The organism is Streptomyces sp. NPDC111802, assembly GCF_055634335.1.
Map to the genome: position 1 here is coordinate 13,613 of NZ_JBVKCZ010000001.1, position 21,525 is coordinate 35,137.

The window sequence follows — 21,525 nt, forward strand, 5'->3', positions numbered from 1 at the left end:
CGAAGCGACAAGCAGGTACCCCACCATCGGCGTGTCCGGCCATTCTGATGGCGTATAAAGTCCCACCGCCCGGTTGCCCCACCCTTTCGTTACCCCCCTAGACTGAACCTCCAGCACAGGTGGCTTAAACGCTCGAAAGGCGCCCCCGTGTCCATCGGCAACTCCCCTGAAGACGAGCGTCCGTTCGAAGACGTGTCCGAGGAAGCCCGCCCCTCGATCGGCCATGCCCTCCGGCAGGCCCGTATCGACGCCGGGCTGACCGTCGACGACGTCAGTAGTGCCACCCGGGTCCGCATCGCCATCGTGCAGGCCATCGAGGCTGACAACTTCGCCCCCTGTGGCGGCGACGTGTACGCCCGCGGCCACATCCGGACCCTGGCCAAGGCCGTCCACCTCGATCCAGCTCCGCTGCTCGCCCTGTACGACGACTCGCACGGTGGGCGGCCGGAGCCGACTCCGGCCGCCCCCCTGTTCGAGGCGGAACGCATCCGGCCCGAGCGCCGCGGGCCGAACTGGACCGCGGCCATGGTCGCCGCGATCGTGGCGGTGATCGGGTTCGTCGGGTTCACCGCGTTCAAGGGCGAGGACGAGGGTGGCAAGTCGGCCGTCGCCGAGGGCGGCTCGACGCCGACGTCCGACAAGACGACGCCGACCCCGAAGACCGACAAGCCCAAGGACCCCAAGCCCGAGCCGTCGGACAGCGCCATCGCCGCCGTGCCCCAGGACAAGGTGACCGTCCAGGTCAGCGCCGCCGACGGCAGGAGCTGGGTCGCGGCCAAGGACCACAACGGCCGGCTGCTCTTCGACGGGCTTCTCAAGCAGGGCGACTCCAAGACCTTCCAGGACAGCGAGAAGATCAACCTCGTCCTCGGCGACGCGGGTGCGATCGACCTGTTCGTCAACGGCAAGAAGATCGAGGACGACTGGCAGCCGGGCGCCGTGGAGCGCCTCACCTACACGAAGGGCGACCCGCAGGCCGGATAAGTCCGACCGAAGGGTTGAGCTGAGGACGGGGTTGGCCAAGATCGGCCAACCCCGTCGACGTGGGCTGTCAGTGAGACAAAGTAGTCTTGAGCCCATGCCTGAACGCCGTACCGTCGCACTAGTCACTCTTGGCTGCGCCCGCAACGAGGTGGACTCGGAGGAGCTCGCAGGCCGCTTGGAGGCGGACGGCTGGGACCTCGTGGAGGACGCCGGGGACGCGGATGTCGCCGTCGTCAACACCTGTGGCTTCGTCGACGCCGCCAAGAAGGACTCCGTCGACGCCCTCCTGGAGGCCAACGACCTCAAGGGTCATGGAAGAACCCAGGCCGTCGTGGCGGTGGGCTGTATGGCCGAGCGGTACGGCAAGGACCTCGCCGAGGCCCTCCCCGAGGCCGACGGCGTGCTCGGCTTCGACGACTACGCCGACATCTCGGACCGCCTGCAGACCATCCTGAACGGCGGTATCCACGCCTCGCACACCCCGCGTGACCGGCGCAAGCTGCTGCCGATCAGCCCGGCCGAGCGGCAGGAGTCCGCGGCCGCCGTGGCGCTCCCCGGGCACGCCCCCGCCGACCTGCCGGAAGGCCTCGCTCCGGCCTCCGGCCCCCGTGCGCCCCTGCGCCGCCGCCTCGACGGCACCCCGGTCGCCTCGGTGAAGCTCGCCTCCGGCTGCGACCGGCGCTGCTCCTTCTGCGCCATCCCGTCCTTCCGCGGCTCCTTCATCTCCCGCCGACCCAGCGATGTGCTGAACGAGACGCGGTGGCTGGCCGAACAGGGTGTGAAGGAGATCATGCTGGTCTCCGAGAACAACACCTCCTACGGCAAGGACCTGGGCGACATCCGCCTACTGGAGTCCCTGCTGCCGGAGCTCGCCGAGGTCGACGGCCTCGAGCGGATCCGCGTCAGCTACCTCCAGCCGGCCGAGATGCGGCCCGGGCTGATCGACGTGCTGACCTCGACGCCGAAGGTCGCCCCGTACTTCGACCTGTCCTTCCAGCACTCCGCGCCCGGCGTGCTGCGCGCGATGCGCCGCTTCGGGGACACCGACCGCTTCCTGGAGCTGCTCGACACCATCCGTGGCAAGGCGCCCCAGGCCGGTGTGCGGTCCAACTTCATCGTCGGCTTCCCCGGCGAGAGCGAGGCCGACCTGGCCGAGCTGGAACGCTTCCTGAACCACGCCCGGCTGGACGCCATCGGCGTCTTCGGCTACTCCGACGAGGAGGGCACCGAGGCCGCGACGTACGAGAACAAGCTGGACGAGGACACCGTCGCCGAGCGGCTGGCGCGAGTCTCCCGGCTGGCCGAGGAGCTCGTCTCGCAGCGGGCCGAGGAGCGCCTCGGGGAGACCGTGCACGTGCTGGTCGAGTCGGTCGACTCCGAGGACGCGGAGGACGGCGCGGACGAGGGCGCGTACGGCCGTGGCGCGCACCAGGCGCCGGAGACGGACGGCCAGGTGCTGCTCACGAGCAGCGCGGGGTTGCACGTGGGTCGTATGGTCGAGGCGAAGGTGGTCGGTACGGAAGGTGTCGACCTGGTGGCCGAGCCGTTGCTGGGCTCGCTCGCATGTAGTGAGGAGGCGGCCAGATGACCGGAGTTCCGGCGTCCGCCGCGGGTGGCTCCTCCCCGGCGGGTGCGGCGGGCGGCAAGGCGAGCGCGATGGGCTCGTCCAGGGCCGGGTCGTCCAAGGGGGGCGGATCGAAGGCGGGCGGTTCGAAGGGGGGCGGCTCGAAGGTCGCCGGCGCCGGGAACGGCGTCCCGGGCGGTGCGAAGTCCCCGCGCGGCGGGAAGATCACGGCCGCGGCCGTCAACCAGGCCAGCGTCTGGAACATCGCCAACCTCCTGACCATGCTCCGGCTGGTCCTCGTGCCGGCGTTCGTCGCGCTGATGCTGGCCGACGACGGCTACGACCCGGCGTGGCGCTCGCTCGCCTGGGCGGCCTTCGCCATCGCCATGATCACCGACCTGTTCGACGGTCATCTGGCGCGCGCGTACAACCTCGTCACCGACTTCGGGAAGATCGCCGACCCCATCGCCGACAAGGCGATCATGGGGGCGGCGCTCATCTGTCTGTCCGGACTGGGCGATCTGCCGTGGTGGGTGACCGGCGTCATCCTCGGCCGGGAACTCGGGATCACGCTCCTGCGTTTCATCGTCATCCGGTACGGCGTGATCCCGGCGAGCCGGGGCGGCAAGCTCAAGACCCTCACGCAGGGCGTGGCCGTCGGGATGTACATCCTGGCGCTGACGGGGTGGCTGGCCACCCTGAGGTTCTGGGTGATGGCCGCGGCGGTCGTCCTGACCGTGGTGACCGGGCTCGACTATGTGAGACAGGCCATTGTGCTGCGCAGGCAGGGAATCGCCGAGCGCAAGGCCGCGTTGGAGGAGACCGAAGCGTGAGTTCCCCGGCCACCGACGTGGTGCGACTACTCACAGTGAAGGGTGAGACGCTCGCTGTCGCCGAGTCATTGACCGGTGGACTGGTTGCGGCGGACATCACAAGCGTCCCCGGGGCATCGAAGGCCTTCCGGGGTTCGGTGACCGCCTACGCCACCGAGCTCAAGCACGGACTGCTCGGCGTCGACGCCGCTCTGCTGGAGCGGTACGGAGCGGTGAACCCGCAGGTCGCCGCCCAGATGGCGGCAGGTGTGCGGAAGGCGCTCGGGGCCGACTGGGGCATCGCCACGACCGGTGTGGCGGGGCCCGACAGGCAGGACGGGCACCCCGTGGGGACCGTCTTCGTGGCGGTCGACGGGCCCATCGGCGCCGATTCCGGTTCTGCCGGTGGCGGAAAAGTGGAGGCCCTGCGGTTGAACGGCGGCCGCGAGGAAATCCGTATGGAGAGTGTACGGAGCGTACTCGCACTGCTCCTGAAGGAGCTTGCGAGCGAACACAGTGGGAATGAGCGGGCACAGGATACGGAACAGAACGGGGGGTTTTGATGTTTGCAGCCCTGAGTGAACACGACATCGCTCCCCGCACGGCCGCGGCGCAAGGCGGTACGGTGGGGCGTGAAGGATGCGGCTACGCGGTCCGAGGAGGGAGCCACCGATGATTCTGCTCCGTCGCCTGCTGGGTGACGTGCTGCGTCGGCAGCGCCAGCGCCAGGGCCGTACTCTGCGCGAAGTCTCCTCGTCCGCCCGAGTCTCACTCGGCTATCTCTCCGAGGTGGAGCGGGGGCAGAAGGAGGCTTCCTCCGAGCTGCTCGCCGCTATCTGCGACGCGCTGGACGTACGGATGTCCGAGCTCATGCGGGAAGTGAGCGATGAGCTCGCCCTCGCCGAGCTGGCCCAGTCTGCTGCGGCCACACCCAGCGAGCCTGTACCCGCATCGGTCCGTCCGATGCTGGGTTCCGTGTCGGTGACCGGCGTGCCACCGGAACGGGTGACCATCAAGGCGCCTTCCGAGGCGGTGGACGTGGTCGCCGCGTGACGGCGCCGCCCGTGCGCGTGGGCTGACCACGCGCTGGGAGTTGTGTGAAGCCCCGGCCGGGGCTTCTCCAGGGAGACCTGGGGGAGTGCGGTCGGGGTTTCGTGCTGTGCGGGGCCCTCCGGGTCGGCTTGCCGGTGCGGGCGCTTCCGGGTCCGTTTGCCGGTGCGTGGGTCGGCGGTCATGGTTGGAGGATGTGACGGCGCGTGTGACGGTGCCCGACACGCGGTGTTGGTCCGATGTGACGGTGCCCGACGGGTGGTGAAGGCGTCGGTCCGCGCCCCCTGCGCGTGCCGTCGGTGCGCCCTCCCGGCCGGTGAACGGGCGGCCTAGCCTCGGGCTGGAGGTGAGCGGATGGCACGGCCGATAGCGCGCTGGGGGGCGGCCTGCGCGTTCGGCGCGCTGTGGTGGTGGGCCGTGCTGCGGCTCGCGCTGGTGCCGGGCGCGGGGGCGCTGGAGGGAGCCGTCGCCGCCGGAGGGTGGGGGCTGAGCCTGTTGCCGGTGCACTGTGTGCCGAAGTCGCGCGCCGTGGGCGTCGTGGACCCGCGGCGGTGGGCGCGGGCCTGGCGGGCGGGGCGGGTGAGACGCCTGGGGCCGGCTACCAGGGCAGCTACCAGGGCATCGCCACACCACCGTTCGGACGCAGGATCTGCCCCGTGGTGAAGGACGACGCGTCGGATGCCAGGTGCAGCACCGCGTGCGCGATGTCCTCCGGTTCGCCGACTCGGCCCAACGGTGACATCCGGGCCATGAAAGCTTCGGTCTGGGTCTGTGCCGCGCTGTCGTGCCGGTCGGTCATCGGGGTGCGGATCCAGCCCGGGGCGACCGCGTTGACGCGGATGCCGTGCGGGCCCATCTCCGTCGCCAGCGTCTTCGTCAGTTGTACGACGGCCGCCTTGGCCACGCCGTAGCAGAGCAGGCCGGGGCCTCCGGTGTCCACGGCGCCCGAGGCCATCGTGACGATGCTGCCCCTGATGCGCTGGGCGAGCATCGCGCGGGCGGCCTCCTGGCAGGCGTGGAGCACACCCTTGAAGTTGACGTTGAGTACGCGGTCGAGGTCCTCGTCGCGGGTCCCCAGGACCGGGCTGCTGTGCATGATCCCGGCGACCGCGGCCATCACGTCCAGACGCTCGCAGGAGGCGACGGCCCGGCCGAGCTGTTCGCGGTCCGTGACGTCGAGGTGGTGGGTGTGGGCCGTACCGCCGCCCGCCTTGATCCGGGTCGCGGTGTCGTGCAGGCCCTGCGCGTCGCGGTCGGCGCAGTGCACGGCGGCGCCGGCCTCGGCGAGCAGCACGGCCGACGCGCGGCCGATGCCGCTGGCGGCGCCGGTGACAAATGCGGTGCGTCCGGTGAGGTCGTACGCCTTGACGGCCATGAAGGGACGGTACGAGGGTTTCTGACGGGTCGTCAATTAGTCGTACGGCGTTGGGTTCTGCGGTGCGAGGTGGCGCCCGGCGTCGTGCTCGGGGCCGGGCCCGCCTGGCAACTCGGGCACCAGTAGGTGGGGCGCTCGCGGGAGCCGTCGCCCTGGTCGGCGGCGCGGATCGGGGTGGAGCAGCGCAGACAGGGGCGGCGGGTGCGGCCGTACACGAAGAGGTCCTGGCCGCGGCGGCCCGTCGTGCTGCGGATCGGGCGGTCGCGGTTGGCTTCCAGGAGCTTCTTGGCGAGCACCGGCAGCTGCGCGGTGTGCTCGGCGGGGAGCGCGCCCACCGGGAGCCAGGGGGTGACGCGGAGCAGGAAGCAGAGCTCGCTCTTGTAGACATTGCCGATGCCGGCCAGGTTGCGCTGGTCCAGCAGGGCCTCGCCGAGGGGGCGGGCCGGGTCCGCGAGGAGGTTTCCGAGGGCGCGGTCCGGGTCCCAGTCGGGGCCCAGCAGGTCGGGGCCGAGGTGGCCGACGGCGCCGTCTTCCTCGGCGGTGCGCAGGAGGTCGAGGACGGGGAGGCGGTAGCCGACGGCTGTGTGGGTGAGGCCGGGGGTGGGTGAGTGGGCGGTGGCCGCTGCGGTGAGGATCACGCGGATCTGGTGGGCGAGGCCGCCCGTCCAGCGCTGCTGGTCGGCGTAGACCTTCCAGGAGCCCTCCATGCCGAGGTGCGAGTGGATCGTCAGGCCGCCCTCGATGCGGGTGAGGAGGTGTTTGCCGCGTGGGGTGACGTCCAGGACGGCGCGGCCTGTGAGGTCGACGGTGGCGAACTTCGGGACCCGGAAGTCGGTACGGGTCAGCGTTCCGCCCGCGAGGGCGGTGTGGAGCCGTTTCGCGGTTTGCCAGACCGTGTCTCCTTCGGGCATGAGTCAAGGGTGGCATGGGGCGCGGGCGCGTGAGGGGCGAGGCGGCGGGCTGTGGGGCGTCAGGCGCGTAGGCGCAGGCCTCTCGGTGTCGCGATGAATCCGGCTCCTTCCAGGAGGGTGCCCATGGGGGCCGTCAGCGCTGAGGCGCCGTTCACGCGTTCCACCGTGACCGTGCCGAGGGAGCCCGCGCGGGCTGCCGCGGCGAGGGCTTCCGCGGCCGTGTGCAGGCGGGGGTCGTCGGTGGGTTCCGTGTCCGGGGACGAGGGCCAGGCGAGCAGGGTCTTGCCGCCGCGCTCCATGTACAGGGTCAGCTCGCCGTCGACGAGGACCACGAGAGAGCCCGCCTTGCGGCCCGGCTTGTGCCCGGCGCCGGTGGGGGGCTCGGGCCAGGCGAGGGCGGCGCCGTACGCGTTCGCCGGGTCGGCGGCGGCCAGGACGACGGCTCGGGTGTCGGGGGTGGGGCGGGAGCGGTGGGGTGCGGGGCCGGGGCCGGGGCTGTAGGGGGTGCCGCTGTTCTGCCACCGGTTGCCCTGTCGGGTGCGGCCGGCGTCCTGGGGGGAGAGGTCTCGGGGCGAGACGTAGTCGCCCGGTCCGAGTTGTCCGAGGTGGGCGTCCAGGAAGTCGTGGTCGAGGTCGGGGATGTCGTAGGCGGGGGTGCCGTCCGGGTTGTCGTGCGCGGCGCCGAAACCGTCGGAGCCACCGTGGGTCCCGGGCGCCCCGAAGTCGTCGGGGAAGTCGGGGATGTGGGGGCCTGGCAGGTCCTCGCCCCGGTCGCGGGCGTTGGCCACCGCGCGGAGGCGGTCCACCGCGCCGTCCATCGCGAACTGGGCGGCGCCGAGGCCTTCGACCACGTAGCCCCGACGCGCCTGACCGCTCTCCTCGAAGACGGACAGGATGCGGTACGTCGCCGAGAAGCCGCCCTCGACGCCCTCCGCGCCGACCGCTCCCCGGGTCACGACTCCGTGCCGGTCGAGGAGGGCTCGGGCCAGGGCGTGGGCGCGGACGGTGGCGTCGGGTTCGTGGGCCGGGAGCAGGGACCAGCGGCCGGCGACGGTGGGCGGGCCGGTGCGGGAAGCGGGGCGGGCGGCGGCCGTGAGTGAGCCGTAGCGACCTCGGGGGACGGTGCGCTTGGCGCGGTGGGCCGTGGAGCCGGCGGTGCGGCCCGAGCCGAGCAGGGAGCGCATGGGGGCGAGGGTGTCGTTCGTCAGACGGCCCGACCAGGCCAGCTCCCAGAGGGCGTCGGCGAGTTGGGGGTCGGTGGCGTCGGGGTGGGTGGTGGCGCGGACCTGGTCGGCGATCTGGCGGAAGAACAGGCCGTAGCCCCCGGAGAGGATGTCCAGGACGGACTGGTGCAGTGCCGTCAGCTCCAGCGGGTGGGGCTGCGGCAGGAGCAGCGGGGCCGCGTCCGCCATGTAGAGGGAGACCCAGCCGTCCTTGCCGGGGAGCGAGCCCGCGCCTGCCCAGACGACCTCGCCGGCCGCGGTGAGCTCGTCGAGCATCGCGGGGGTGTAACCGGCGACGCGGGACGGCAGTACGAGCTTCTCCAGGGCGGACGCGGGCACCGAGGCGCCCTGCAACTGCTCGATGGCGCGCACCAGGCCGTCGATGCCGCGCAGCCCGTGGCCCTTGCCGATGTGCTGCCATTGCGGCAGGAACTGTGCGAGCGCGGCCGGCGGCACCGGCTCCAGCTCGTGACGCAGGGCCGCCAGGGAGCGGCGGCGCAGGCGGCGCAGGACCGCCGCGTCGCACCACTCCTGGCCGATGCCGGCCGGGTGGAACTCGCCCTGTACGACCCTTCCGCTCGCCGCGAGCCGCTGGAGGGCGCCCTCAGTGATCGCCACGCCGAGGCCGAAGCGGGCCGCCGCCGTCGCCGAGGTGAAGGGGCCGTTGGTGCGGGCATAGCGGGCGAGGAGATCGCCGAGCGGGTCCTTGACGGGCTCGGTGAAGGCCTCGGGGACACCGACGGGCAGGGCCGTGCCGAGCGCGTCGCGCAGGCGGCCCGCGTCCTCGATCGCCGCCCAGTGGTCGGTGCCGGCGATGCGGACCTTGATGGCGCGGCGGGCACCGGCCAACTCCTGGGCCCAGTGCGGTTCGGCGCCCCGCTCGACCAGCTCGGCGTCGGTGAGCGGGCCGAGGAGACGCAGGACGTCCGCGACGCCTTCGACGTCCTTGACGCGGCGGTCCTCGGTGAGCCACTGCAGCTCCTGCTCCAGCTCGGTCAGCACCTCGGCGTCGAGCAGCTCGCGCAGCTCCGCCTGGCCGAGCAACTCGGCCAGCAGCCGCGAGTCCAGCGACAGGGCGGCGGCTCGGCGCTCGGCCAGCGGTGAGTCACCCTCGTACAGGAACTGGGCGACGTACCCGAAGAGGAGGGAGCGCGCGAAGGGCGACGGCTCGGGGGTGGTGACCTCGACGAGGCGCACCTTGCGGGACTCGAGGTCGCCCATCAGCTCGACGAGCCCGGGAACGTCGAAGACGTCCTGGAGGCACTCGCGGACCGCCTCCAGGACGATCGGGAACGAGCCGAACTCGCTTGCCACCTGAAGCAGTTGAGCGGCGCGCTGGCGCTGCTGCCACAGCGGGGTGCGCTTGCCGGGATTGCGGCGCGGCAGCAGCAGCGCGCGGGCGGCGCACTCGCGGAAGCGGGACGCGAACAGGGCCGAGCCGCCGACCTGGTCGGTGACGATCTGATCGACGTCGCCCTTGTCGAAGACGACGTCCGACGCGCCCACGGGCGCCTGGTCGGCGTCGTACTCCGTGCCGGCCTTCCTCGGCTCCTGGTCCAGGAGGTCCAGGCCCATGATGTCGGCGTCGGGCAGGCGCAGCACGATGCCGTCGTCGGCGTGCATGACCTGCGCGTCCATGCCGTACCGCTCGGAGAGCTTCGCGCCGAGGGCGAGTGCCCAGGGTGCGTGGACCTGGGCGCCGAAGGGGGAGTGCACGACGACGCGCCAGTCGCCGAGCTCGTCGCGGAAGCGCTCGACGACGATCGTGCGGTCGTCCGGGACGTGGCCGCAGGCCTCGCGCTGCTCGTCCAGGTAGGAAAGGACGTTGTCGGCCGCCCAGGCGTCCAGGCCGGCGGTGACCAGGCGCAGGCGGGCGTCGTCCTTGGGGAGCGAGCCGACCTCGCGCAGGAACGCGCCTACCGCGCGGCCCAGTTCGAGCGGGCGGCCCAGCTGGTCGCCCTTCCAGAAGGGGAGGCGGCCCGGTACACCCGGGGCGGGGGAGACCAGGACGCGGTCGCGGGTGATGTCCTCGATGCGCCAGGAGCTGGTGCCGAGCGTGAAGACGTCGCCGACGCGGGACTCGTAGACCATCTCCTCGTCGAGCTCGCCGACCCTGCCGCCGCCCTTCTTGGGGTCCGATCCGGCGAGGAAGACACCGAAGAGGCCGCGGTCGGGGATGGTGCCGCCGGAGGTGACGGCGAGACGCTGGGCGCCGGGGCGGCCGGTGATCGTGCCGGCGACGCGGTCCCAGACCACGCGCGGCCGAAGCTCCGCGAAGGCGTCTGACGGGTAGCGGCCGGCCAGCATGTCGAGGACCGCGGTGAAGGCGGACTCGGGGAGGGAGGCGAAGGGGGCGGCCCGGCGGACGGTGGCGAGGAGGTCGTCGAACTGCCAGGTGTCCATCGCCGTCATCGCGACGACCTGCTGGGCGAGGACGTCCAGGGGGTTGGCGGGGACCCTGAGGGACTCGATGTCGCCTGTGCGCATGCGTTCGGTGACGACCGCTGCTTGGACCAGGTCGCCGCGGTACTTCGGGAAGACCACGCCGGTGGACACAGCGCCGACCTGGTGGCCCGCGCGGCCCACGCGCTGGAGGCCGGAGGCCACGGAGGGGGGTGATTCGACCTGGACGACGAGGTCCACCGCGCCCATGTCGATGCCGAGTTCGAGGCTGGAGGTGGCGACCACTGCGGGGAGACGGCCGGCTTTCAGGTCCTCTTCCACGAGCGCGCGCTGCTCCTTGGAGACCGAGCCGTGGTGGGCGCGTGCGATGACCTGGGGTGCGCCTTGGGCCGCGCCCGAGCCGCCCATCAGTTCGGCCGGGGCGTGGTGTTCGTCCAGGGTTTCGCCGGTGGCGCGCTCGTAGGCGATTTCGTTCAGGCGGTTGCAGAGGCGTTCGGCGAGGCGGCGGGAGTTGGCGAAGACGATGGTGGAGCGGTGGGACTGGACGAGGTCCGTGATTCGTTCCTCTACGTGCGGCCAGATCGAGGGGCGTTCCGTGCCTTCGGAGCCGTCGGCCACCGGGGAGCCGCCGAGCTCGCCGAGGTCTTCCACGGGGACCACGACCGAGAGGTCGAACTCCTTGCCCGACTTCGGCTGGACGATCTCCACCTTGCGCTGGGGGGAGAGGTAGCGGGCGATCTCGTCCACCGGGCGGACCGTCGCGGAGAGGCCGATGCGGCGAGCCGGCTTCGGGAGGAGCTCGTCCAGGCGCTCCAGGGTGAGCGCGAGGTGTGCGCCGCGCTTGGTGCCGGCCACCGCGTGGACCTCGTCCATGATCACTGTCTCGATGCCGGTCAGGGCGTCGCGGGTGGCCGACGTCAGCATCAGGAACAGGGACTCGGGGGTGGTGATGAGGATGTCCGGGGGGCGGGTGGACAGGGCTCGGCGCTCGGCTGCGGGGGTGTCGCCCGAGCGGATGCCGACCTTCACCTCGGGCTCCGGGAGGCCCAGGCGTACGGATTCCTGGCGGATGCCCGTGAGGGGGCTGCGGAGGTTGCGCTCCACGTCCACGGCCAGGGCCTTGAGGGGGGAGACGTAGAGGACTCGGCAGCGCTTCTTGGGGTCGGCCGGTGGGGGTGCGGAGGCCAGCTGGTCCAGGGCGGCGAGGAAGGCGGCCAGCGTCTTGCCGGAGCCGGTGGGGGCTACGACCAGCACGTCCGAGCCTTCCTGGATGGCCTGCCACGCGCCTGCCTGGGCTGCGGTGGGCGCGGAGAATGCGCCCGTGAACCAGCCGCGGGTGGCGGGGGAGAAGCCGGCGAGGGCTTGGCGTGGGTTGCTGACCATGTGTCCATCCTGCACCCGGGCACTGACAACGGGGGCTGAGCTGGGGAAACGTCGTGCCTCTGGTGGTGGGGGGCGGGATGCCTGCGGCGGCCTGTGGGGGTTCGGTGGGGTGCGGGTAGCGCCCGGGGTTGGGTTGGGGGTCGGGGCCGTACAGCGGTGCGGCTCCGTAGGGCACCCGCCGGAGCTGGCCGACAATGGGTTCATGGCAGGTTCTGGGGAGCTGGCGCGGCACTGGCGGTACGCCGAGTTGCCCGCAGTTGATCTGCTGCGGGCGCGGTACATACGGAAGACGTTTGTGCGGCACACCCACGAGCACTTCGTGATCGCCGCCATCGCCGACGGTGTGGAGGTCTTTCATCATCGGGGGGCCGATGTGTACGCGGGGGCCGGGGCTCTCGCGTTGGTCAATCCGGATACGCCGCATACGGGACGGGCGGGGGTTCCTGAGGGGTGGCGGTACGGGGCCGTCTATCCGTCGCCGGAGGTGGTGGGGGAGATCGCTGCCGAGACGACTGCCATTCGGGGAACGCCGGGGTTTGTCCGGCCGGTGTTGGAGGACCGTCATGCCGTGGGCCTGGTTCACCAGGTGTTGCGGGCCGCTGACGAGGGCAATGCGCTGGCTGCCGACACCTTGCTCCGCGTTGCCGTGACTCGGCTGCTGCGGTTGAACGGTGGGGCGCTGCCGCAGCGGGAGGTGCGGACGGCGGGGGCTCGGGTGGCGGCCCGCGCGCGTGAGCTGCTGGAAGGGCGGATGGCCGAGCCGCCGAGTCTGGAGCGGTTGGCCGCCGATCTTGGCACCGGTCCGTTCGCTCTGTTGCGGGCCTTTCGGGATGTGTACGGGATGCCGCCGCACACCTGGCTGACCGATGCGCGGGTTCGGCGGGTTCGGCGGCTGTTGGACGCCGGTGTCTCGCCGGCCGAGGCGGCCGTGGCTGTGGGGTTCACCGATCAGCCGCATCTGAATCGGCACTTCACCCGGATCGTCGGGGTGCCGCCCGGGGCCTATCAGCGGGAGCGCAAGAACGTACAAGACCCGCGGTAGTGGGTTGTCTAGCTTCGAGGGCGTGGCAGAACAGATAATTCGCATGGATCCCCGCACGGGTGGCGGTAAACCCGATGCCGCCGTGGTACGGGACGCCCTGGGGGTGGGGGTCGCCGTCGGGCTGTCCGGGTTCGCCTTCGGGGTGACGTCGGCGGGCAGCGGGCTCACGCTCCCGCAGACCTGTGTGCTCAGCCTGCTGGTGTTCACCGGTGCGTCGCAGTTCGCGCTCGTGGGGGCGCTCGCGGCCGGCGGCAGTCCACTGACCGCGGCCGCCGGGGCGTTCTTTCTGGGGACGCGCAATGCCTTCTACGGGCTGAGGCTGTCGCAGATACTGCGCCTCCCGCGCGCGGTGCGGCCGTTCGCCGCGCAGTGGGTGATCGATGAGACCGCGGCTGTCGCGCTGGCACAGCCGACGCGGCGCAGTGCGCGGATCGGGTTCGTCGTGACCGGGCTGAGCCTGTATGTGCTGTGGAACCTCACCACCTTGCTCGGAGCGCTGGGGGCCGAGGCCATCGGGGACACGGATGCCTGGGGGCTGGATGCGGCTGGGCCCGCTGTGTTTCTGGCGTTGCTCGCGCCGATGCTGAAGTCCGCCACCGAGCGCGCTGTCGCCGGTCTGGCCGTGGTTCTGGGGCTCGGGTTCCTGCCGGTGCTGCCTGCCGGGGTGCCCGTTCTGGTGGCCGCCCTCGCGGCGCCGACCGTGCTGTGGGTGCGGGGGCGACGTACGGGGGAGGGTGTGCGATGAGCACCTGGACAGCCATAGGCGTCACCGTTCTCGGCTGCTACGCCGTCAAGCTCGTCGGGCTGCTCGTGCCCGCGGGTGCTCTGGAGAGGCCTGTCGTACGGCGTCTTGCCGCGCTGTTGCCCGTCGCTCTGCTTGCCGCCCTCACCGCTCAGCAGACCTTCGGTGACGGGCAGGCGCTGGTGCTGGACGCGAGGGCCGCGGGGCTTGCCGCGGCTGCCCTGGCGCTCGTGCTGCGGGCCCCGTTCCTGCTCGTCGTCGCGGCGGCCGTGGTGGTGACGGCAGGGGTGCGGGCCATGGGCGGGTGAGGCTGGTCAGCCGATGTGACGGCCGTACGCCCTGAGCGTGCGCAGCGCCTGGACGGTCACCATGGGGCGGGCCTCCAGGGAGATGCCCGGCGCCCATTGGCGCCACCCGATCGGCCAGCCGCCGTCGTCCTGCTGCTGGGCGGTGAGGTGGTCGAGGGAGCGGCTCATCTCGTCGTCCGTGAACCACGCGCGCGCGAAGGAGCGTGGTGTGCTCGCGTAGTCGTGCGGGAAGTGGTGCTCGCCGGGGGCGTAGCCGGGTGCGACCGGGTAGGCGTCGAGGTCGTCCGGCTCCAGTGCCGCGAGGCGCTGCTCGCGGACCAGGCGGCCGAGCCGGTCGGCGGCCGCCTCCGCGCGCGGGCGGTCGGGAGCGGAGTCCAGGAAGGCCACGGCGGCCTCGATCTCGTACGGATGGGACTTCTCCAGGGATTCGACCGCCTGCCAGCAGAAGTCCGTCGCGCGGAACAGCCAGGCGTGCCACACCTCGTTGCGGTGCAGCAGGCCGACCACCGGGCCGGTGGCGAGGAGTGAGCTGGGCGCGTTGTCCATGATCGGCAGGAAGGGCGCCGCAGGGTAGCCGCGCTGGCCGGGATGGACGGCCGGCAGGGCGCCGTCCGGGGTGGAGACCGAGGTGAGGTAGCGGCACACGCGGTCCACTCGCTGTCCGCCGCAGCGTTCGATGGCGTCCAGGACGTGCAGCGCGTGACCGGTGTGCAGTGGCTGGCTGACCGGGCCGCGCAGATCCGGCTCCAGCGCGTGGCCGTACCCTCCGTCCTCGTTGCGGTAGGCGTCCAGCGCGGTCTCCACCGGGTCGGCGGCGCCGTTCAGGAAGTGGTACGCGAACAGGCGCTGCTCCAGCACACGCGCGGTGAGCCAGACGAACTGCTCGGCGCGGAAGAGCGGGGAATGCGCCTGGGGCGTCGAGGGGAGTGCGGAAGCTCCGGTTTCGGGCATGCGTCAGACCGTAGGACGGAAAGCGGTCTCGGCAAGTGGTCCCGGCACAGACCCACCCCCAGGGGCGGGATACTGGGCGCATGCGGTTGACGGTCTTCTGGCAGCGGAAGACTTGCCGACCTGCGGCGATATACGTGAGTTAGCGCTGTGACCTGCACTGTTGTGCGGAATCGAAAGCCCTACGCGTCCCGGCCCGTCCCGCGCTGAAACTCCCTGAAAACTCCCTGGATTCGCACTTGAACTCCCTGGAAACCCCCTGGGGTGAGGGTGCGACCGGGGAGTTTTGTGCTGCCAGCCTGGCCTGATCGTGAATACTCTCTGTGACTGTCTATGCGTTTTGCCTTCTGGCGCCGGCCTGTCGGCAGCTACCCGCATGACCTGGTGCGGCGACAGCCTGACGAGCTGGCGGGGCCAAGGCAGGTAGGTCCAGCGGCCTACCCTCCGCAACGGGTCGTCACCCTGGGAGGTCGGGAAGTGCCGTTCGTGGACCGAGCACGCGCAGGATGTTGCCGACCAGTGGAACGACGGCCACGAGGACGAGATCGCGGTCATGCGGGCAGACGACTGGCCAGAGGAGAAGATCGCCCGCCGCGGAGCCCTCGGCCCCGAAAGACGCGACCGATGGGCCGGCAGTGGCGCCGTGTGGGCCCGGATGCCAGAGCGGCAGTTCGTGTACTCCGTTCTAGCGTCGTACGAAGTCGGCGGCACCCTGACGTATGAGCCGCTTCCGGTGAGTAGCCAGTGGACGTGGGAGTTCGAGCCCGACGGTTTCACGACGCGGGCCGCCGGGTTCCGGACCGAGTTCCGACCCGACGGCAGCACGAAGGCACACGCACGTGGAATCAACAGGCCGGCCATGATCCGGGCATTTCACGAAGCCTGTGTGAAGGCGCTGGACGCCTGTGCCAGACATCCAGGGGCCTGTCGGGCCAGTCGCGGAGGAAGCTGCTCGGCGCGAGCGCGGCGGCGGGGGCGACGACCAGGGCCGCGACGAAGCCCAAAGGGCGGCTTAGCACCGGGGCTTTGTCCTGCTCGGACGTAAGATGCTCTGACGTGACCGCTATTTCGTTCGATGACCTGATCAACGCGGAGCGCGCTGCCCTGGAAGCTCACGACGCCGTCAAGAGCGAGCCCTACAGTCCGGAGGCGTGGAGGCCCTGGTTCGACGCCGCCGCGGACTTTCAGGCGAAGGTGACGAAGTACGCGAAGGGGCAGGGCACAGACCGCGTCTCCGTCGAGATGGACGTGAAGAAGGCCGTCCGGCACCCCGCGCCGGCGGGGGACGCGGCGTAGCTGATCAAGCGGAGAGTGGCTGCCGCCGTCCCCAGCCCTGATGCGCGTTTGTCACGCGGCGGACGGATCATCACCGCTCTTGTGAGGGCGATCGTCATTGCTTAGTTCTTTCTGCGCATGTACGAGGGAGCGCCTCCCTGGCTGCATGGAGGGTGCTTGCTGCTCATGGCCGTTCTCGTGGTGATGACGCTTAACGCCCTACGAGCCGCTCCTGGATCGTCTACGCTTTCGGTATCCGTCAAGTTATAAGGGTCAGTTGCGCCGCCACGCGATTGGCCGAGATGGGGCCGACCGCCAGCGGCCCGCCCACGCTGTCCAGGACATGAGTAAGCCATGCTCGGCGCACAGCGGAGCCCTGCTCCGCTTGCAGAGCAGGGCTCCCTGGGGAGTGGCCTTCCAGCGGCTGGCGACCACGGCGTTACCGTCGCCGTGGTCGCCAGCTAGAACAGTGCGTCCACCAGCTTGGCCGCCACCGCTGAAGCAATCGATCCAACGATGATCAGGGCTAGTTCGCGCCGTCCGAATCTGTCGGCCAGCTTCCCTAAGTGCCGTCGCATCGGCTACCTCCACTGAGTCGCCCCGGACCCGGTGTCCGGGAACGTGGGTGGCGGAGGGCACGTATGCCGTGGCACGAGGTCAGATTACGCGCAGAGCACACGGTGGTTGGCCCGTTCGGGAATTGAGCACGAGGTTCGACGGTACGCGCTATGAGGATTCGTGGGCCGGGGCCGGGTAACAGGAGGGCCCGCACCTGTTGGGGGTGCGCGCCCTCGGCGTTCCAGGTGCGAGGGTTACCGCATTGCGTCGTAGTCCTGTGGCGCCTTGCTCAGCCTCTCGAACATCTGATCCTCGTTCATCCCCCGCCAGGCCACCGCGGAGGAGCTAGCAATCTTCCGGAATAGGACATCGGCGGGGATCGGCGGCAGACTGGCGAAGAGGGGGTGATGATCTGCACCGGCGCCTTCGCTGAACTCGCGGTGCAGCAGCCACACCACCTCGGCGAACATGCCGTAGCTGCTCTGGTGCTTGTTCCACAGGCACCGCAGTGCATCGCCGCCGAAATCGTGCTTGATGAAACCCCAGAGGTACGACATCTCTGCCGTTTTGTCCGGGTGTTTGTCGTCGTTCAGGTACCGGACCCAGTCATTCAGGATGTCCCATCGCAGCGCGTTGGCGATCACCCCGGCCGGTGCCACGCTCTGCCGTAAGTCGGCTGCGAACTCATCGTCGAACGTCATCCTGCGACCGTAGCGAGAACCAACGCCGCTGCACCATGGCGCCCGTTGGGGCAACAGGAGATTTTGGAGACGATCGCCGAGGCGTTCGTCCACCGCGAGGCGTGGCCGCCCGCCGGAGTCGGCGGCGCGGTTCGGGCCGCGCTCCTGGGCGCTGTGCATCGCATACCTCGACGGCATTTAGATCTACGACCTGGGCCGACTTGGGTAACACGACGGCGGCCCGCACCCCACGGTGCGGGCCGCCGCCGATTCCAGGCCGCTACCGTGTGTGACCGCCGTACGAGAGAAGGGAACACACACTCGTGTCTGGAAAGGATTCCCAATGGAGTTGTCAACCCAGGTTGGTGACTCGCTGTGAGCGTGTCAGCCCAGCTCGACGGGGGCGTGTGGTGCTGTGAGCTTGAAGGGGCGGTCGTCGCGTATGAGGGCCCACAGGACGTTCAGGCGGCGCCGCGCGAGGGCGATGATCGCCTGCTTGTGGCCCTTGCCCTCGGCTCGCTTGCGTTCGTAGAAGGCTCTGGAGACGGGGCAGGAGCGGGCGGCGACCATGGCGGACATGTAGAAGACCCGCAGCAGGCGGCGGCAGTAGCGGCGTGGTCGGCGCATGTTGCCGCTGATGCGTCCGGAGTCCCCGGGGACAGGTGCCAGGCCGGCGACGCCGGCGAGGCGGTCGGCGCTGGCGAAAATACTCAGGTCGCCGCCGGTGTGGGCGACGAACTCGGCGCCCAGGACGGGGCCGATGCCGGGCATGCTCAGGATGACCTCGGCGTGCGGGTGGTCGCGAAACCTACCCTCGATCAGGGCGTCGGTCTCGGCGATCTCCTCATCGAGGGTCATCACCTCCCTCGCGAGCTTGGCCACCATGGCGGCGGCCAGCTTCTCCCCGGTGACGGCGGTGTGCTGGGCCTCGGCGGCGTCCACCGCGGTGGACGCGACGAGCTGATAGTTGCGGACCCTGCGGTTCTTCAGCCAGGTCGCGAGCCGGTTCCTGCCGATGCGCCGGAGAGCGGCCGGCGTCTGATACTGGGTCAGCAGCACCAGGGCCGCCTTGGACGTCTTGTAGTCGAAGGCGCGTTCCAGGGCGGGGAAGTACTCCAGCATCTGTGCCCGCAGCCGGTTGATCGCCCGGGTGCGGTCGGCGGCCAGGTCCAGGCGGCGCGAGGTGAGGATCCGCAGGTCTACGGCGATGTCGTCACCGCGGTGCAGGGGTTCGAGGTCGCGGCGCATGCGGGCCTGGTCGGCGATGACGAAGGCGTCCTTGGCGTCGCTCTTGCCGTCGCCCCGGTAGGAGCCGGAGGCGTGGTGGACGGTGCGGCCGGGGATGTAGAGGACCTGCTGGCCGTTGTCGGTCAGCAGCGCGATCATCAGCGCGGCCCCGCCGGCGTTCAGGTCGATGGCCCAGGTCACCGGCTCGCCCTCGCTCAACTCCAGCACATCGGCGATCAGTTTGAGCAGCGCGGTCTCGTCGTTGTCCACCCGACGCGACAGCCGACGCTTGCCATCGGCGCCGAGCACCACGCAGTGATGCGCGGCCTTGCCCGCATCCGTACCGGCCCACAGTTCGGGCACGGCCACCTCCGAAGTCGTATCCGTTCACAGTCCAGCAGACGACCTCGCCAGCGTGTCCTTACCAAGCGATCTTGTGCCGCGCATCCCAATGAGTGGTCGAGTCGTCGCGGGATGCCGAGCGGCCAATCCTTTCAAGCCACCAACGGGCGGAAACCCATGAGCCACACCCGGCATCCCTGGGCCTTTCGATCCTACGAGTGACCGAAACCAACCCACCTACAACGTAAGGAAGACCCCACACTGTGGGCCGCGTTGGTATCCCCGGAGACTGCGGCAGCGGTCATAGCCATGGTGGGCGGGGCCCTGGCCGCGTACTGTTGTGCACGCGTCGGCGGGAAGGGTGCTGTGGCCGCCGCTCGCGAGGGGAACCGCGGTATGGCAGATCAGGCTGCCACAGACGCCCGTCGCCTGGTCTATGCCGAGTTCGCCCGCGACGCGCGCGCCCTGGCGGATGGGGTCCACCGGTACGTCATGGCTCCGGGGCCTGATCTGGACGCCGATACGGCGGCCTACACCCAGGTGCTGGACCGGGCACGGTGGTCGTACGACGTTGTGTCGATTGAAGGCCCGCGGCCCGTTCGCGATGCGGCTAAGCAGTTCATCGACCAGGCGATAGCGTGCCGGGGAAAGGAGAGCTGGAACACGAGTGCCGTGGCCGCGTTCAACAAGCTGGACGAGTTGGAGCGGACCGATGACCGCGACCAGCTCGAAGCGGTGCTGGCTGTGGAGCAGGAGGTAGCGCGGATCCAGTGCGCGGCCCGTGCCCTGCCGCAGAACTGGCGCTCGCAGGCGCGGGTGTGGGCGTGGGATACGTCCACGGACGTGCGAGCGCGGTGGGGAAGAGCGCGACAGATCGCCCGACGAAGCGCCCGCCTATGAGGACGTGGCCGCGCTGGTCTGCCTGATCCAGGATGACGGCTCACCCACCGCGTTGAACGTGGCCGTACAGGCCGGGTACCTGACCTCTCAGGACGTTTCGAAGATCCTCATGTATGCGGTGGAGTGGGCAGAGGACGACCCCCGGCAAAGGGTCTTACGTGGGCTGAAGCCCATGCACGAGGCACTGAACGCGTTCGTGAGGGAGGCGAGTCGGGTTCTACACCCGGAAGAATCCGAGGAGGCCTCTTGGGTGTCATGAGCACTGTAGCCAGCGCAACGACGCCCAAAGCCCCCAACCCCGGATGAAACCTGGGTTGAGCAGTTAGAAGGTGGTCACCAGAGGCTGAGCGGTCTGCCCGCTGCAACGGCAGCTTGAATGCGGTCCGCGATCTCCCGCTCCGACTCACCGGTCGCCAGGGCGGCGCGAATGGCGGCGCCGATGGCGCGGGAGCGTCCTGCCGGACCGCGAATGTCGGCCAGCGGACTTCCCGGATCCCTGCGGCGAGCCAGCCATTCCGCCCGGTTCTCCACTGCCGTGCCCAGCCGAAGGTGCGCAGGCTGCTGGCACGAGTGGTTGTCGCAGGTATGGCAAACGGTGGGACTGTCGTTTCCCCAGCCCAGACGAGGGATTACGCCGTGGGCGAGTTGGTATCCGTAGAGGTGGCCCGGCACCGTACCGCGTCGTGTTCTGCCCGGCCGTGAAGCGGCCCTGAAACTGGCGTGACCGGTGCTGGAGATCCCACCGAAGAAGAACCAGCAGTCTGTCTGCGACGAGGTCCGGCGGACTTTGGCCCAGTAGCGGGCTTGCACGGCCTCGTTGGCCAGCCATGCTGCCCACTCAATGGCCGGGATGCGCACGGGTGTTGGCTCGCCGATGAGTGCGAGCTGTTCGTCGACGGGAGCGGGCCCGGACTCGTTCACCGCTGTGAGCGGGAACAGCCCGGGCCCGAAGTCGCTCTCAGGGGGCATCAGACCGGCCGTCATCCGGCGTGTAGACCGGGGCCGGAGCCGTGGGTGCAGGAGGCGGTGTGGCCGATGGCTCTGTCTTCGGTGTCCGGGGACGACGGGTGGGCGGCCGCTCGGCGCGGGCCCGCAGCTCCTCGATGACCTCCTTCGCGCGAGCGGCGGTAACAGGCTTCGCCTCACGTTCCAGTTCCTCCGCCGGTACACCCAGCAGCTCGGAGACCAACTCGGCGTCGCTGTCGAAAAGCCGCAGGACAACCGCAGCGGCCTCCCGAGCTGCGATATCAGCGTCGTCCTTCGCCCTCGCGGCATTCACCGCAGCCTCACGTGTGACCAACACGTTGGCCGCGGCCATCTCCCGAGTCTTCGCCTTGAGTGCTTCGGCAGCTCGAACCCGCCGCCGTAGCTCCGCCGCGCTCACTGATGCTGCCGGAATCGTGCTCACCCGTTCCCCTAGTTCTGTTCGAAGTCACTGCTCATCGCGCGCACCGTAAGCACGGTTCCGCGGACATCTCGAACCAGGCAGAGGGCGCCGGCGTCAGAGATTCTGTGCCTCCGGCGGGTCCTCTCTCGGAGGGGGAGGGGGCAGTCGTGCGGGTTCCGCGCCGTTGTGGTGCGGGTGGTGGAGGCGGGGTTCCCTCCTCGGCCGGACACCCCAGGGGCGTACCAGGAACCCGGACACGGCGTCCAGGCCGGGCCGCTTCGCGGTCGCTTCGCGAGCCTGGACACCGCGTCCGGAACCCTGGTACGGCGGAGCTGTCCGACCGAGGAGGGAACCCCGCCCAGGTCCGTTGTGGCCGGGCCCGGCCGGACGGATGCGGGCCGAGGGGTGAAG

Annotated in this window: 18 protein-coding genes and 1 pseudogene; 11 read left to right on the forward strand and 8 right to left on the reverse strand. The window is 70.5% G+C overall.

Going from position 1 to position 21,525, the window contains the following annotated elements; translation table 11 throughout:
- Positions 1 to 147 precede the first annotated feature (147 nt).
- The 6 genes from ACZ7NC_RS00040 to ACZ7NC_RS00065 all read left to right on the forward strand — a co-directional run bounded on the left by ACZ7NC_RS00040 (position 148) and on the right by ACZ7NC_RS00065 (position 5,073).
- Positions 148 to 984 carry a helix-turn-helix domain-containing protein gene (locus ACZ7NC_RS00040; RefSeq protein ID WP_471483458.1) on the forward strand — a complete coding sequence of 279 codons (837 nt, stop codon included), beginning with the start codon at positions 148 to 150 and terminating at the stop codon, positions 982 to 984.
- Between the two features lie 94 nt (positions 985 to 1,078).
- A complete protein-coding gene (gene rimO, locus ACZ7NC_RS00045) occupies positions 1,079 to 2,572 on the forward strand; it encodes a 30S ribosomal protein S12 methylthiotransferase RimO (protein WP_471483459.1) in 1,494 nt (497 codons plus the stop codon).
- A complete protein-coding gene (gene pgsA, locus ACZ7NC_RS00050; RefSeq protein ID WP_471483461.1) occupies positions 2,569 to 3,381 on the forward strand; it encodes a CDP-diacylglycerol--glycerol-3-phosphate 3-phosphatidyltransferase in 813 nt (270 codons plus the stop codon). Before rimO ends, pgsA begins: the two co-directional genes overlap by 4 nt.
- A complete protein-coding gene (locus ACZ7NC_RS00055; protein WP_471483463.1) occupies positions 3,378 to 3,923 on the forward strand; it encodes a CinA family protein in 546 nt (181 codons plus the stop codon). The genes pgsA and ACZ7NC_RS00055 overlap by 4 nt, the downstream gene beginning before the upstream one ends.
- Before the next feature lie 109 nt (positions 3,924 to 4,032).
- Entirely contained in the window at positions 4,033 to 4,413 is a 381-nt protein-coding gene (locus ACZ7NC_RS00060; RefSeq protein WP_030046881.1) for a helix-turn-helix domain-containing protein, read from the forward strand.
- 351 nt (positions 4,414 to 4,764) lie between these two features.
- Complete coding sequence (locus ACZ7NC_RS00065; protein WP_471483465.1) at positions 4,765 to 5,073, forward strand: hypothetical protein; 309 nt, start codon at positions 4,765 to 4,767, stop codon at positions 5,071 to 5,073.
- On the opposite strand, the gene ACZ7NC_RS00070 is transcribed toward ACZ7NC_RS00065, so the two are convergent.
- From ACZ7NC_RS00070 to ACZ7NC_RS00080, 3 genes are read right to left on the reverse strand one after another with little or no spacing between them, the layout of a single operon-like run.
- A complete protein-coding gene (locus tag ACZ7NC_RS00070) occupies positions 5,021 to 5,785 on the reverse strand; it encodes an SDR family NAD(P)-dependent oxidoreductase (protein ID WP_471483467.1) in 765 nt (254 codons plus the stop codon). The two genes, ACZ7NC_RS00065 and ACZ7NC_RS00070, sit on opposite strands and share 53 nt — an antisense overlap.
- A gap of 32 nt (positions 5,786 to 5,817) precedes the next feature.
- Complete coding sequence (locus ACZ7NC_RS00075; RefSeq protein WP_471483468.1) at positions 5,818 to 6,696, reverse strand: DNA-formamidopyrimidine glycosylase family protein; 879 nt, start codon at positions 6,694 to 6,696, stop codon at positions 5,818 to 5,820.
- Between the two features lie 59 nt (positions 6,697 to 6,755).
- Positions 6,756 to 11,705: an ATP-dependent helicase gene (locus ACZ7NC_RS00080; RefSeq protein ID WP_471483469.1), complete on the reverse strand. Its 4,950-nt coding sequence runs from the start codon at positions 11,703 to 11,705 to the stop codon at positions 6,756 to 6,758.
- 202 nt (positions 11,706 to 11,907) lie between these two features.
- Here ACZ7NC_RS00080 and ACZ7NC_RS00085 point away from each other — a divergent pair.
- The 3 genes and pseudogenes from ACZ7NC_RS00085 (at position 11,908) to ACZ7NC_RS00095 (ending at position 13,797) form a co-directional block, all read left to right on the forward strand.
- Positions 11,908 to 12,893, forward strand: a pseudogene (locus tag ACZ7NC_RS00085) (AraC family transcriptional regulator).
- A complete protein-coding gene (locus ACZ7NC_RS00090; RefSeq protein WP_471483470.1) occupies positions 12,791 to 13,492 on the forward strand; it encodes an AzlC family ABC transporter permease in 702 nt (233 codons plus the stop codon). Before ACZ7NC_RS00085 ends, ACZ7NC_RS00090 begins: the two are co-directional and overlap by 103 nt.
- Positions 13,489 to 13,797, forward strand: coding sequence for an AzlD domain-containing protein (locus ACZ7NC_RS00095; RefSeq protein ID WP_471483471.1), 309 nt, complete (start codon positions 13,489 to 13,491; stop codon positions 13,795 to 13,797). Before ACZ7NC_RS00090 ends, ACZ7NC_RS00095 begins: the two co-directional genes overlap by 4 nt.
- Before the next feature lie 6 nt (positions 13,798 to 13,803).
- On the opposite strand, the gene ACZ7NC_RS00100 is transcribed toward ACZ7NC_RS00095, so the two are convergent.
- Positions 13,804 to 14,748: a hypothetical protein gene (locus ACZ7NC_RS00100; protein ID WP_471483472.1), complete on the reverse strand. Its 945-nt coding sequence runs from the start codon at positions 14,746 to 14,748 to the stop codon at positions 13,804 to 13,806.
- Positions 14,749 to 15,801: 1,053 nt separating this feature from the next.
- Between ACZ7NC_RS00100 and ACZ7NC_RS00105 the strand changes: the two genes are divergently transcribed.
- Positions 15,802 to 16,041, forward strand: coding sequence for a hypothetical protein (locus ACZ7NC_RS00105; protein ID WP_471483473.1), 240 nt, complete (start codon positions 15,802 to 15,804; stop codon positions 16,039 to 16,041).
- Positions 16,042 to 16,832: 791 nt separating this feature from the next.
- Here the strand turns inward: ACZ7NC_RS00105 and ACZ7NC_RS00110 are convergent.
- Together ACZ7NC_RS00110 and ACZ7NC_RS00115 are read right to left on the reverse strand one after the other, a co-directional pair.
- Positions 16,833 to 17,279, reverse strand: a complete 447-nt coding sequence (locus ACZ7NC_RS00110) for a hypothetical protein (RefSeq protein ID WP_471483475.1) — start codon at positions 17,277 to 17,279, stop codon at positions 16,833 to 16,835.
- 363 nt (positions 17,280 to 17,642) lie between these two features.
- Positions 17,643 to 18,854, reverse strand: a complete 1,212-nt coding sequence (locus ACZ7NC_RS00115; RefSeq protein WP_471483477.1) for an IS110 family RNA-guided transposase — start codon at positions 18,852 to 18,854, stop codon at positions 17,643 to 17,645.
- A gap of 369 nt (positions 18,855 to 19,223) precedes the next feature.
- Here ACZ7NC_RS00115 and ACZ7NC_RS00120 point away from each other — a divergent pair, with 369 nt between their 5' ends.
- Positions 19,224 to 19,727, forward strand: coding sequence for a hypothetical protein (locus tag ACZ7NC_RS00120; protein WP_471483478.1), 504 nt, complete (start codon positions 19,224 to 19,226; stop codon positions 19,725 to 19,727).
- 333 nt (positions 19,728 to 20,060) lie between these two features.
- Here the strand turns inward: ACZ7NC_RS00120 and ACZ7NC_RS00125 are convergent, their stop codons facing one another.
- Together ACZ7NC_RS00125 and ACZ7NC_RS00130 are read right to left on the reverse strand one after the other, a co-directional pair.
- Positions 20,061 to 20,711, reverse strand: coding sequence for a hypothetical protein (locus ACZ7NC_RS00125; protein WP_471483479.1), 651 nt, complete (start codon positions 20,709 to 20,711; stop codon positions 20,061 to 20,063).
- Positions 20,686 to 21,135: a hypothetical protein gene (locus ACZ7NC_RS00130; protein WP_471483480.1), complete on the reverse strand. Its 450-nt coding sequence runs from the start codon at positions 21,133 to 21,135 to the stop codon at positions 20,686 to 20,688. Before ACZ7NC_RS00130 ends, ACZ7NC_RS00125 begins: the two co-directional genes overlap by 26 nt.
- Positions 21,136 to 21,525 lie beyond the last annotated feature (390 nt).

Excerpts from the sequence above, each read along its gene's own strand:
- rimO (WP_471483459.1), top strand. The coding sequence starts at position 1,079 with ATGCCTGAACGCCGTACCGTCGCACTAGTCACTCTTGGCTGCGCCCGC.
- pgsA (WP_471483461.1), top strand. The coding sequence starts at position 2,569 with ATGACCGGAGTTCCGGCGTCCGCCGCGGGTGGCTCCTCCCCGGCGGGT.
- ACZ7NC_RS00060 (WP_030046881.1), top strand. The coding sequence starts at position 4,033 with ATGATTCTGCTCCGTCGCCTGCTGGGTGACGTGCTGCGTCGGCAGCGC.
- ACZ7NC_RS00065 (WP_471483465.1), top strand. The coding sequence starts at position 4,765 with ATGGCACGGCCGATAGCGCGCTGGGGGGCGGCCTGCGCGTTCGGCGCG.
- ACZ7NC_RS00070 (WP_471483467.1), bottom strand. The coding sequence starts at position 5,785 with ATGGCCGTCAAGGCGTACGACCTCACCGGACGCACCGCATTTGTCACC.
- ACZ7NC_RS00075 (WP_471483468.1), bottom strand. The coding sequence starts at position 6,696 with ATGCCCGAAGGAGACACGGTCTGGCAAACCGCGAAACGGCTCCACACC.
- ACZ7NC_RS00080 (WP_471483469.1), bottom strand. The coding sequence starts at position 11,705 with ATGGTCAGCAACCCACGCCAAGCCCTCGCCGGCTTCTCCCCCGCCACC.
- ACZ7NC_RS00090 (WP_471483470.1), top strand. The coding sequence starts at position 12,791 with ATGGATCCCCGCACGGGTGGCGGTAAACCCGATGCCGCCGTGGTACGG.
- ACZ7NC_RS00095 (WP_471483471.1), top strand. The coding sequence starts at position 13,489 with ATGAGCACCTGGACAGCCATAGGCGTCACCGTTCTCGGCTGCTACGCC.
- ACZ7NC_RS00100 (WP_471483472.1), bottom strand. The coding sequence starts at position 14,748 with ATGCCCGAAACCGGAGCTTCCGCACTCCCCTCGACGCCCCAGGCGCAT.
- ACZ7NC_RS00110 (WP_471483475.1), bottom strand. The coding sequence starts at position 17,279 with ATGACGTTCGACGATGAGTTCGCAGCCGACTTACGGCAGAGCGTGGCA.
- ACZ7NC_RS00120 (WP_471483478.1), top strand. The coding sequence starts at position 19,224 with ATGGCAGATCAGGCTGCCACAGACGCCCGTCGCCTGGTCTATGCCGAG.
- ACZ7NC_RS00125 (WP_471483479.1), bottom strand. The coding sequence starts at position 20,711 with ATGACGGCCGGTCTGATGCCCCCTGAGAGCGACTTCGGGCCCGGGCTG.